Raw genomic sequence first — 13,443 nt, forward strand, 5'->3', positions numbered from 1 at the left:
TTTTATGATATTATTTAGTTTTCAACTGTTGGATCAGCACATCTTCAAGGGCTGTTTTTTCAGCAACTACTTTATCTACCACATCATTAGGAACCGTCACAGAAAGGACATATTGCTTTACCTTCCAGCTTCCGTTGATTTTTTCTACCACTCCTGAACCCCTGCATATTTTCATTTGAGTATCCAATAACTCATCAAACCAGGCCAGCTTTCCATCTTTACTGAAATAAATATTTCTTTTAAGAGAGGTAAAATTCCAGGTTCTCTTTTTGTCAAAGTGAGGTTTTGCCCAAACCATGAATTCTTTTTTATTCCAAACTTCAGTAGCATCTGTTCCAATAAAGGTAGATTCATCCGCAAAGAAATTAAAATAGGCGTTGTAATCTGCTTTTGCTGCAGCTACATTGAATGCATCAAGCATTGTACTGATTTCCGACTTTTCTTTCTCAAATCCATTTTTTGATTGTGCGGAAAGTACAGAGAATCCTAATAAGAACAGGATCAGTGTATGTATTGTTATTAATTTTTTCATAAAGTAATTATTTTTCAAGTTCGATGATCAACGGGGTTTTTGCAGGTACCATTACGCTGTTTTGTATTGTCAGTTCTTTTCCTGAAATAACATCTTTTCCTTTTGAAAATCCTTTGAGTGATTCTTCAAAACGTTTTAAGTCTAACGTCTGATCTTTTTCATTATTATTCACAATCACCATTACGCTTTCTTTTTCGTTATATCTGAAATAAGTAAAAATACCATCCTGAGGAACGTAATTTTTAGTTTTACCGTTATGGATCACCTCTTTACCTTTTCTCCAGTTCAGTAATTTGCTGGTGAACTGAAAGAATTCTTTTTGTTCAGCGGTTTGTTTTGACGGATTGAATGCATTCTGTTTATCTGATTTCCATCCGCCGGGAAAATCTCTGCGGATATCTGCATCTCCTCCTTTGTTTTTATCTCCACGCATTCCTATTTCAGATCCGTAATAAATCTGGGGGATTCCGCGGACTGTGGAAATCATGGCAAGGCCCATTTTATAAGCTTTGGGATCTGCATTGAAGATTTCGTTCCATCTTTCGGTATCATGATTTTCAAAGAATACCAGTACATTATTAATATCCGGATACAGGAAATCGCTGGTAAAAGAATCGTAAATTTTTATCATTCCCGTATTCCAGCTTTCTTTTTCTTTAAAAGCCTTTGGCATATCTGCAAACAGCATAAAATCCATTACTGACGGTAAATTGGAATTATAGCCTGCTGCTTCCCCTGTTTTGGAATTTTTCTGCCAGGCTGAAATTTGCCCTGCTGTATATAGCCAGGTTTCGCCTACGATATTAAATTTGGGATATTCGTCGGTAATCGCTTTGGCCCATTTTGCCATCGCTTCTTTATCGTTATAAGGATAGGTATCTACACGAAAGCCTCCTAATCCTGCATATTCTATCCACCAGATCGCATTTTGTGTCAGGTATTTTAAAACTAAAGGATTGTTTTGATTGATATCAGGCATTGTTTTATCAAACCAGCCATCCAGTGCATATTTTCTATCAATATCTGAAGCATTGGTATCAAACTGTGTGGTGGTTTTATAATTGGAACGTTTGAAGCCTTCATCTCCATCCTTAAACCAATGAATCCAATCTTTTGTTGGAAGATCTTTGATCATCCAGTGTGAAGTTCCCCAGTGGTTGGTCACATAATCCATCACCAGCTTCATATTCCTTTTATTCAGTTCGTGGGATAAACTTTTGTATTCTTCGTTGATTCCGTATCGGGCGTCTATTGTATAGAGATCAGTTTGGGCATATCCATGATAGGAATAGACTTTTTCATTGTCTTCATTCACCGGAGTTAACCAAACTGCTGTGGCACCAAGGTTCTGAATATAGTCCAGGTTATTAATGATTCCCCGAAGATCTCCGCCATGTCTGCCATTGGGTAAACTGCGGTCTACTTTCTCTGTCAGTTCCGGTTTGGAATCATTCTTTTCGTCACCGTTGGCAAAACGATCCGGCATAATCAGGTACATGACATCTTTTGAGGTAAAAGATTCCCGGTTTGCAGAATTAGGTTCTCTCTGTTTCAGTTCGTACATATAAGAGGCTAGATTCTTCTTCCCTTTTTTGATATTGATAGAAAACTTAGGAACATTTATTTCACCGGTATTGACAGTAATAAAAACATAGTTTGGATTTTCAACTTTCTGAACATCCTTAATCTGTATACCATCTGAAAGAGTGATTTCACGATTCGCGATATCTTTCCCGTACACTAAAAGCTGTAGTTCGGGGTTTTTCATTCCCTTCCACCAAAATGCCGGCTCTACTTTTTCCAATGTTCTTTGAGAAAAAGCGGCAGAAGCTACGGAAAGGGCTAATGCTGCATAAATTGTCTTCATAGTAATGGACAATTTAGCATTAAAAATTTAAATAGAGGGTATTTAATAATGACTAAAATTTTACAATTCAATTCTACCAGATTATAATGACCAATTGATTTTCATAATTAAATGATCTTTAAAACCTATATCAATAAAATAGCCAACTCAGAGAGCTGGCTGTTTTATGATATGCTATTGAAGGTATGAATTTATTTTTTGAGGATTATTTTTTTTAGAATATCCAGTCTCTGATCTCCATTTATTTGTTTTCCGGTAAGATCATTCTTAAAAATTTCACTAATAGTATCATTTTTAGTAAAAAGTTGAACACTTTGCCCTGCATATTTTCCTGCATAATTTCTGTTAAAATAATCTCGTGACCATACCATTATACTATCATTGAATATATACTTAACATCTACTTTGGAGAAGCTTGTAAAAGCTTTCTCAGAATTGGCTAGTGGTAATTGATGTTCACAATACCAATATGTCCCTTTATTCAAATATAAAATAGAATCAAATTTATAAAAGGTAGTATTCTTTTTATTGATTGAGATTGTCTTTACTGAATCTTTCTCTTTAAATATCTGATAAAAATTTCCATTATAGGAATCAATATCATTTATTTTTTCAATACCTGACAAAGAAAACTCATTAAAGTACTTATAATTAACCTCCTTAGTTATGTTCTTGTCTTTTTGGGAGCAAGAACATAATACCAAGAGCACGAGAATATTACTTAGTGCTATCTTTTTTATTCCAATTGAACCATCCATTTTGTCTAATTTTTAAATCATATACTTCTTTTGATTTTTGATTGGGTGAAAAAATATGATAATCATTTACATCACCACCTTCACTTGCTTCGGGAGAATTTAAATAACTTGAATTCCCCTTATAGGTATAACCAGAAGGTACACTATGATCAGAGGTAAACACCATTGATTGTGTAATATCTGAAAATGACTGCATCATTTTTTTGGCATCAGCATCATTCTGGGCTGTAACGAGACATTCTCCAATAAACACCAATTTACCTTTTAATAAGTTACCTAAATGTTTAAACTGAGAGCTTGTACTCTCCAGTATTTTCGTTTCTGTACCATTTGGTGTTTGAACCTCCACTGGACCACCGTTTGGCATTTTTGCATGATATGCAGATTCACTTCCTATTTGGAAAAACCCCTGATTACCATGTTGAGAGACAGACAAGGCACTGAAGTCCACATTTTGACTTTTCAATTTTTTAATTGACTGGGCAAGGCCATTTATTCCTGATACAAAAATCATAGGCATGCCCTGTTGCTTGGCTGATTTATATTCGGACAGCATAGCAGCATCTGATTTATAATTTAAAGGCAGGACTAAAACAGTACCATAGTTTTTATTTTTACTGATATTTTCATATCTGTATCTAGGGCGAGGCTCTCTTCCATCGGGATCTATCAGATTTATTGGATTGTCAAATGTATAAGCATATGGATTCCAGCTAGCATAGCTTCCTGCCATAGGATCCACTCCATACCAAATACTCAACCTAGGATTATAATATCTTGCTCCATAATAATACAGACTAGTTTCTTCATCTAGTTCTTTAGCATTAAATTTATAAGGATTATTATAAGCTCCAGTCATCTGCTCTGCCATAGTTTCTCCAAAAGGTAAATTTAAGAAAAACTGAGTAGGTTTCATATCCTGGTTCGTCACAAAAGTAGCTGTTCCCAAATGATCTCCATGCAGATAATAAACACCTGCCTGAAGTTGTGGTCCCTTAGCTAATTCAATTTTTACCTGACTGAAATCTATTCCTGCTTTTTCAAGATACCGCTTCAGATCAGCTCCATTATTTTTATCTTTTGAAGCAATCCCGGGGTTAGCCTGCTGTCTCATGGTTGGAAAGTCAAAGTCCATAATTCGGCTTGCTACTCTTTCTGATCCTGCAAAATAGTGTTTTGTGAGCATTTTATTTGAATTCTCCACATGATAAGCATTAGGATATATCTTAAAACTATTGACCTGGATTGTTCCTGGATCTATAACCTGTCCATTCTGGTAGAGTTGCGCTCCTTGTTCCAGGTTACATTTAATTATTCTTTCTCCTTTATCATCGTAAACATAATACTGGAAAACACCTTGACTTTCTCTGTTAACAGCCTTCAAACGATCCTGCTCGTCCCATAATAACTGGTCGGATTCTCCATACTTATTATATCTTGTTACATTCCCATTATAATCGTATTCAAATTTTTCATACTGCCCGGTACTTGCATTTTCAATATGCTCTACTTTATGGGTACCTGATACATAATAATATCTGTTATCATATGAATTCAAATCATTTACATTACCATCCTGATTATGTTTCTGATACTTCTGTTCAATTCCACCAGCATTATTGTATGCCATAGTCATTTCAAAATCTGAAGCGGTTGTACCAAAATGAGTCTGTGGATCTCCGGTAAAGCTTCCATCAGAAGAAGTAAGCCTGTTCAAATGATCATATTTATAATTGAAAATATAATTCCCTCCCATTTCATTATATACTCCAGCAGTATTTTTCAGCTCTGTGATATTCCCTACATAATCATATTTATAATCATTTCTCAGAAGATCCGTTCCATAATAATCTTTAAGACGGTGGGTATTCAGTTTTCTGTCAGCTGCAGTGTATGTAAATTCCGATTTCGTACCATTACCTAGCTCAATAGAGGCTCTCTGCTCATATTGGTCATAAACAATCTCTTTAACATATTCATACCCCTCCTTGTTGTGTATTCTTTTAAGATTACCTCCAAGATCGTATTCATACTGTACAAGCTCTCCATCTGCATACGTAAGGTTTTGGATTCTGTTCCAGCTGTCATACTCAAATAAAGTCCTGAATTCCATATTGGGAATTCCATATCCTGAAATCGTTTTATGCTCCATTACCACTTCCCCCATATTTCCATATTCAAACTTGGTTGTTCCGGAATTATCTGATTGGAAAATAACTTTTCCAGCATTATTTCCTGAACCTGGAGGCCCATATTCATAATGAACATTAGAAGGATTAGCTCCTGGCAGATCCGGGAATTTTACATCAGAAAGTCTGTTAATATCATAAACATAATGAATATACTGCTGAGCAGAACTTGTGTTTTCCATATTAGTAGTAAACAATCTGATCATATTTCCAGCAGGGTCATATTCATATTTATTTACACCATGATCAGGATGTTCCACCTGGGTTCTTCTTCCTCCCTTGTCATAAGTATACAATGTTTTAATACCTGTTGGATCTTCAGTGGACTTCAATTCTCCAATCGTATTATAGTTGTACTTCGTAGTCAATGCCTGTCCATTCAGATAACTTTTAACCTGCATCGTTTTTCCTTCTGAACTTGTAAATGTTTCGGATTTAAGCTGAGTATTACTATTCTGAAATAGAACTAACGTACTCTTTAACATATTATTTTCAACAGAATACATTGTATTAGCTGTATGGAATAATTCATCGACCGTAACTGCAACTCTATCTTTAGTATCTCTTTGGATTGAGGAATAAAAAGGTGAAGGCGCACTCATATTAAGCCACACATTTGTATGATTCGGATCATTAGGAGGATACTTATTTTCAAAGATCGGATGATGCTGTGAAATAGCCCTTCCCACCACGTCATAAATAGTTCTTCCTGACACTGACATTTTCTCCTCTCCATTCAGCAGTATATCTTTTTTAGTCTGCACCACTTTCCCCCAACCATCTGAAAACGTCATCGTTTCTATCGGATTGGATGGGTCCTGTGGATTATAATTTTGTGTTAAACACCAATAATAATTACTAACATATCCCAAATTTGGATTGGGTGTTCCATATGTATTATAAGAATATTTAACGGTATAGGGTGCCCCTGCTTCTTTTTCTTTAGGAGCCAGTATTTTGGCAATACGTCCTTTAGCATCATATTCATATTCGGTAGTATTCCCAGAAGCATCGGTAGTTTGTCTTACCACATCAAATTTTGGATCATAATCTGATGATGAAGTAAACCCAAAAACATCCTTTGTAGTCACTACATACTTATGGGTATCCGTATCATATTGATAATCTAAAATATACCGTTCTCCGTTTTCATTCTCTGGATACATAATGTTCACTATATTTCCAAAAGAATCGTAGGTAATATCGGTATTTGCTATTTCTGAACTGTTCAATTTAGCGGAAACCTGAAGTATTAGACCTGTGTTAGGATCTATCTTTGTTGATCTTTCACGGATTGGATTGGATGTGGATAATGCTTCATAGACCTTTATTGATCTAGGTACGCTTATAATATTGTTAGGAGACGGATAATTATGATAATCAATCACGGTATTATAAGTAGCAGAATTGCTAAAATGCATCATTTGCTTAACAAAACCTTTATCCGTATAATCTAATCCTTCTCCCACTTGGGTATATCCTCCATTTTCAATATTTTTCTTTCTGGTATTCACCAATAATGCAATGGCCATTTTTCGACCTTCCTTACCTCCTGTATCAAAAGTTTCAGCAAGGGAACTGTTCATATCCAGTCGTGTGTTATTATCCTTAAATTTATAAATATTGTAAGTATACTCTGTTGAAGCATTAAGGTCATTTACACCTGTATACATCTCAACTTTTTTCAATTTACCATTTAGAAAATAACTCTTATTTTCATAATAATCTATCTGTGATCTGTAGATATTATTGCTATACCACATATCATAAGTAGTTACTTTTTCAAATCCAAAAAACTCACGTTCACGTCTGTCATATTTTCCCCCTTCATATTTAAATGTTTTTACAATATCCTTATTATTTGTTGGTGATAGGTACGTTGGTGAGAAGATATCCGGATTCATCACTCTGACTTCTTTCATCACCAATCTTCCATGAGAATCATTATAAGTGGGTTTCACAAACTCGTAATCCAAACCAAAAACACTAAATGGCGCTTTATCTTTGAAATTGGTAACAGTTTTCAGTTTATTGGTTCTTCCAATTGTTGAATAATTTACTACAAATCCGTTGTCTTTAGAAACTACCAGATCCGGGAAGCCATCACCATTCATATCTTTAAAGGATTTATCTACTTCAGCAATGGAAAGCCCCATATTTCCGGTCACCTGACCTCCTATTTTCAGATAGATCAGTGGAATTGGTGGGAATGGCCACCATACAATCGGGAATGTGTAGTAATAGCCTGCTCCTACAGAAACTCCCCCTCTATAGGTTTTAGATTCGTTATTATAGTCTAATCCTCCACCATTTCTGAACAGTTCAACAGCATTAGAAAATCTGTTTCCAAGGTTGTACTTTACATACGTATTAGAACTTCCAACAATTAAAATATCTGCCAACCCGTCAGCGTTGATATCTTCAAAAGTGGTTTTAGATGAACCTAATGCTGCAGATGCACCCGCACTCGCACTTACTACCAGTCCGCTCATCCCTCCAAAATCAAATCCCAGACTGAAACCAAGTGATCCTACAGGACCCGATGCAAAGGTTTCTGCGTTTTTATAACTGTAGCCACTATCCAAACCATATCCTAAATTAAGGTAATACTTCATATTGCTTGAACCTCCGCCTGTGATTCTATCTGCTAATCCATCTCCATTCACATCCATCCAATAAGATTCTCCCGAATCTTTAGAATCATAATTTACAGAAGCCTGTGCAGACCATGATGCAGAGGTTTCGATTCCACTATTCATTGCTACATTAGGGCTATATGAGTACTGATTGGTATTACTTCTTACTTCTCCGTTTCTGGATGAAGCCCCTGTCTGGATAAATTTAGCCGCTGAATATTGTGGAGACAATGATTTGGAATAACTGTCTGTGTTTGATATATAAGCATTTACAAAAGGATTACGCAATCCTCCATGTCCTCCAGTAGAATTAGTGATCTGCATAGCATCTTTATACACCACATCCGGATAACCATCACCATTCATATCCATAAAGTCCTGTAGTGCTATATTCCCATCTCCTACTAAAACAGAGCTTGCATTTTGAATTCCAAAATTAAATAAGCTTCCGCTTAATGTATTCGTTCTCGATTTACTGTAATATTTTTTATTAATAGAGAACATTTTGGTATCTACATTACCCTGAAGAAGCAAATTATCCGGTAAGTCAGGATTTGCAGTCTGTGGATTAAAGAAACCACTGGCTGTTTCATTATCCTTAAATGAATCTGCCATTGCGTATTGTTCAGGACCTACTCCAATCCATTTTTCAGTATAAGTTATTACCTGATCCTCTCTAGGACCTGTTACCTGCTTATATACAGTTGGGTTTAATACCGTTACCGGTTTAGGCCCAAAATTAGCGGGGTTTTGATAGAATCCTGTATTGCTGATCTGCTGGGCAATACACTGTGCTGTTTCATCCTGTGTAGCAAGGTTATTGCACATCGGGAAGTTAAGGTTTACCGGTATATTCACTTCCTGCATGGATGCAAGATTGATCAAACGTCCATAATTATCTGAAGGAGTTGCAGGATTCAGCATAAAACCATCAGTATTCCCAGTAGGAACTACATCAGCATATTCATTATAAAGGAACTGGCTCCAGTTATGATAAAACTGACCTATATTTTCCAATGCTGAAGAGTTGATTGAAGTATGATTAACTGAAGCCAAGAAGACATTTCCTCCATAAGAAATATTAAAAGGTTTATTTTGGACTACAGCGCTATATGCCTTATAAAAATCATAATCTGCTTTAGTTTTGCAGTATACCTGAATATTTATAGCATCCATAAATATAAAACCGTTATTCAAATCACCTGTGTAAAATGGAGCAGGCACATCTCCAGAAACAGTCTGATTATTATTAGCCATATCCACTTCAACAATATTTCCGGAATTATTCATCGGAGCTATTATTCTCCTTTTACTGATAACCGTACCTTTCTTTTTAACGATGTAATAAAAACTACCACTAGGCAATCCAGAATTGAGCGGAATATTTTTATTGATTCCAATTCTATAAGTATTAGTACCCGTTGGAGTATTCGGAATCTCTTTTAAATTTATGGTAGGATTAAATTCAGTAATAACGTCTGATGGATATCCCGCTACAGCAGTATAATTTTGAGAATTCCCCGTAGTTGGATAATAATCTACATTGATTCTATTCCAGTTAGTATCTTTAAATGCAGTATGAGAATCTGATTCTACCACAAAACTGATAGTAGCAGGAATATCATTTTGTGTAAAAGACAAGCTCGTTACATTTGCTACCCCGGGATATAATGGAACTGTATCAAAAGGAATATCACTTTTAGCATAGGTCTTTGAATATATTACATCTCCAGTAGTTGAAGTTGCTGTAGTTTTAATAATTTTAAAGGTAATATCATCCTTAGAATCCGGAAAAGTAATTTTTGGCACCGTGATACTAACCGTTCCCGGAGTATCTATAGAAATAGGCTTTGTATGATTATTTAATAAAAAATTATTACTATACTTACCATTATTAAGGCTAAATCCATCTTGATTAAGGCCAATCATAATAGGTTTTGGAAGCCATCCATAAGTTATGCTTGGATTAGACATTACTTTAAAACTATAATTATCGTTTTTATGTAATCTTATAAATATCTTATCCCCAGAATTCACATATAATTGTCCTGGATTATCAATCCCCAAATGATTCACACCAACAGGGGCCATAGATTGTATATCAGCATAATGCATATTATAGTTAGATATATTTATATTTTCTACAGCCATACCTGCTGTAAACTCCTTTAAATATATCCTTCCATTCTTATCGGGATTTGAAGGATTTTTAATTTCAACAGAATACAGAGCCTTTGCGTTAGGTACATTTTCCACCTGTACACTATCATCAAACTGAATATATCCATCCCTTGGTGCCACCCAAACTTTAACAACATCATTTTTAGAGATATCCTGCCAAGTTCCTTCCAGTGGAGAATTATGCTGGATCATGGTATCTGCAACAATCACCATATTTTCTGTATTGTCACTATATTGAGTCATTTCAACAAATCCATCTGTTGGATTGATTCTTCCGAAAAGGACCCGCCCATCCTGGGCTACATCCATCACTCCGTCAGAGTTGGCATCCAAAATAAAAGATGAGGTTTCACTTTTACTGGTGGCCCACATCTGTGAGAAGTTGAATCCAATTCCAAAAACGTTGACACCAGCATCATAACCTATATTCTGGGTTTTGGTTTTAGTAAGGGAAAAATTACTGTTCAGATAGCGTATAGGTCTTTCCTGTCCGAAACTGATATTCGCACCCGAAAGGTTTCCTGAACGAAGAAATAGTCCGCTACTTGGCTTTCTATAAATCAGATCTGGAATTCCATCGCCATCAAAATCCATAAGTTCCTGGGCTTTTTTAGCTTCTGCTTCTGAATGGCCCAAATTAAAAGATGCCATTACATGGCCATACGCTCTGGTAGGACCAGGCAGAAGAAAGTCTAAACCAACCCCTGGTACTCTTCCGTTCACCCCCCATTCAAATGTATTGTTAGCTGAAATCTTAGAAGGTTTCAAAAAATTAGGTAAAATGGGAAATGCATCTCCCCCACCTCCGGCATTAATATCTACAGAACCTCCAAAATTGACAGGACTGCTATTGGGTGTACTTTTGATATCATCAAAATATTCAAAGTCAAATTGTTCAGTTAGTAAGCTATTGTAAGCAACATCATTAGATGTATCCTTGTGTACTACACTTCTCAATAATGTTTTAAAAAACTGACCTTCCTTATAGGTGAATGTATAGGTTCTTATCAGTTCTCCATCATATTTTACATATATTTTAGATAGTTTATAGGGTTCTACTTCCTTCACTCCTCTTTTAGCATTGATACTGATATCCTGTCTGGTAATCCTGCTTTCTTTTTCAAATTCAACGGTATAATACTTGAGGTTTTGACCATCCATCTTCGTATAAGTGATTTTACTGATATGGAAATATTGTCCTCCGTTTAAGTTTTCATTTTCAGCAGTAAGCCCCTGTAATTTTATATTTTCATATTCATATTCAATGTAATTTTTGAGAGCGTCCTGCTCTCTCCATACTCCCCAGTGAACAATATTACCATTGCCATCTTTAATAACCGTATTTTCAATAACTCCAGATTCATTACCTCCATAGTAGACTTTACCTCCCTTCGTGTTGGTAACTACCCATCTGTAATCTTTAGGAGTCGTTCCATATCTCTCAATTTTTGAAAAATCGTGATTTCTTCTAAGGAAAAAAGTCTTTTTATTATCGATTAACAGAGTATCCCGTTTTTGCTTCCTAGTAGTGAATATACTGCTGGTTTCACTGATATCATTATGCCTATGAGGCAAATAATTACCGTCATATACTAGGGTTTCACCATTTAAAGAATATAATTCAGTTTCTGTCTGACTATCAAAGCTTGGTGCACCCCAACGAGTATCTATACTGAGCGATAAAATGCCATTAACATCCCATCCTTCTCCCATCCAGCCATTAGATTTATTACTATCATAAGAAACACTGATATTAGGCTGCATCCCTTTCCTTCCAGATGGAATTACAATAGGGTACGACACATTTGATCCTCCCTTTTGATTCGCACTTGGAGGAGAAATAAAATTCCTCGCAGCTGCTGCATCACCTGCTTTCAATCCACTTATTCCCGTAGGATTAGAGGCACTGAGTTGTGGAGATTCTGGTACGGAAATAATTCCATTGATATAATCTCCATCCCCGTCTGTTTCTACTGTTACCATTTTGGTATCCGTATTCACTACAGAAGTAGGGTCTTCAATCCATTTTCTTGAATTATAATCAAAATGGAATGCTTTAATTTCTTTAGCGGATCTTACTCCAAGCTTTTTCTCATCATAAGGAAAGGACAGTTTCACTTTTTTGGTAAAATTTCCTGACTTGGTATTTATACGATACGCAGCAGCATTTACAGATAGATTTTTAATCTCTCCGACAACAGAAGGGTAATCCTTTTTTCTTAATTTCAGTATTTCAACCTGCCCGGATTCTGCTACTGAATTCTTTTCAATGCTTACCGTAGCATTCTCATACTTTTCATTGTATTCCGAATCTTTTGATACAGTGACAATGAAAGGTGTAAACCTGGCTTCATTTACAATTTTAAATGAAGGCACACTTTGAGACAGCGGATATTGTTTTGTACCGGCAGAAGAAGAAACAGATACAAATCCTCTTTTCTTATCTTCATCTGAAAGTTTAACAAGTGTTTCAAATTCTCCTCTGGAAGATTCCACCATCTGGCCATTGATGTTTACAGCCTGGGATCCCCAATGGCTATCCGAACCTTTTACATATAAATGGTCTTCGGAAAGAAGTGTAGAAATCCCGTTTTGTGGATTCAGATTTTTTTCAAGTACTATTTTTACATTCTTTACCCGATATTTTATTCCGTTCAATGAAGAGGTAAAGAGAATCGTATTTTTCCCCTGATGTAATGAATTTAGGCTGATCTCTTCTTTTTGTGCACTCCATTTATTCCCCGGAACAATAATATCCCCACCGAACGCAACATTTTTGTTGATGGATCTGGAGACTGATTGGTAAGAATCAAGCCCGAACAGGTCATACTCCAGATATGCTGCACCATTTTGGTTTTTAACTTCCGGAAGGTTTATGGTGAAGAAATTATCTGTTGCATCATCTGATTCATCATCAGAGAATTCACCGATAATACCTTGTTTTTCTATTGATTCAAATACATTCGCCGGTTTTTCAATACGTGCGGATACTATTTCATGGAATCCTTTATTCTGAACACTCAAGCCTTCTGTGGGAGAAGGAGCTGTCGATATTTTATTCAGCAGAGGAGTGGAATGATTAATATGATCGGATAAGGAGGATGCTGTAGTGCTATCATTTTGATGATAGACATATTTCTTCATAAGCTGAAGTTTGAAAGCCCTCACTTTCTGTCTGTCCTCTTTCGTAAAACTTGCAAAAGTAAATACTGAAGCAAAGAATACTAAGATGAGAAGATGCTTTCTTCTCAACCTAATGGGTAATTTAGTTTTCATATAT

At 35.8% G+C, this 13,443-nt stretch carries 4 protein-coding genes; all 4 read right to left on the reverse strand.

The features are described from left to right. Window positions 1-10 precede the first annotated feature (10 nt). The 4 genes from B8967_RS09960 to B8967_RS09975 all read right to left on the reverse strand — a co-directional run bounded on the left by B8967_RS09960 (window position 11) and on the right by B8967_RS09975 (window position 13,439). Complete coding sequence (locus B8967_RS09960) at window positions 11-532, reverse strand: nuclear transport factor 2 family protein (protein WP_084085989.1); 522 nt, start codon at window positions 530-532, stop codon at window positions 11-13. A 7-nt stretch (window positions 533-539) separates the two neighbouring features. Next, on the reverse strand, window positions 540-2,399 hold the full coding sequence (locus B8967_RS09965; protein ID WP_084085990.1) for a glycoside hydrolase family 13 protein: 1,860 nt from the start codon (window positions 2,397-2,399) through the stop codon (window positions 540-542). A 191-nt stretch (window positions 2,400-2,590) separates the two neighbouring features. After that, window positions 2,591-3,157 (reverse strand): hypothetical protein, encoded by a 567-nt coding sequence (locus B8967_RS09970; RefSeq protein WP_084085991.1) that lies wholly within the window; start codon window positions 3,155-3,157, stop codon window positions 2,591-2,593. Continuing rightward, window positions 3,117-13,439 (reverse strand): RHS repeat-associated core domain-containing protein, encoded by a 10,323-nt coding sequence (locus tag B8967_RS09975; RefSeq protein ID WP_084085992.1) that lies wholly within the window; start codon window positions 13,437-13,439, stop codon window positions 3,117-3,119. Before B8967_RS09975 ends, B8967_RS09970 begins: the two co-directional genes overlap by 41 nt. Between the last annotated feature and the right edge of the window lie 4 nt (window positions 13,440-13,443).

The sequence above is a fragment of the Chryseobacterium sp. YR221 genome (assembly GCF_900176315.1).
GTDB lineage: Bacteria > Bacteroidota > Bacteroidia > Flavobacteriales > Weeksellaceae > Chryseobacterium > Chryseobacterium rhizosphaerae.

Coding starts and splice junctions, on each gene's coding strand:
- B8967_RS09960 (WP_084085989.1), bottom strand. CDS start 532: ATGAAAAAATTAATAACAATACATACACTGATCCTGTTCTTATTAGGA.
- B8967_RS09965 (WP_084085990.1), bottom strand. CDS start 2,399: ATGAAGACAATTTATGCAGCATTAGCCCTTTCCGTAGCTTCTGCCGCT.
- B8967_RS09970 (WP_084085991.1), bottom strand. CDS start 3,157: ATGGATGGTTCAATTGGAATAAAAAAGATAGCACTAAGTAATATTCTC.
- B8967_RS09975 (WP_084085992.1), bottom strand. CDS start 13,439: ATGAAAACTAAATTACCCATTAGGTTGAGAAGAAAGCATCTTCTCATC.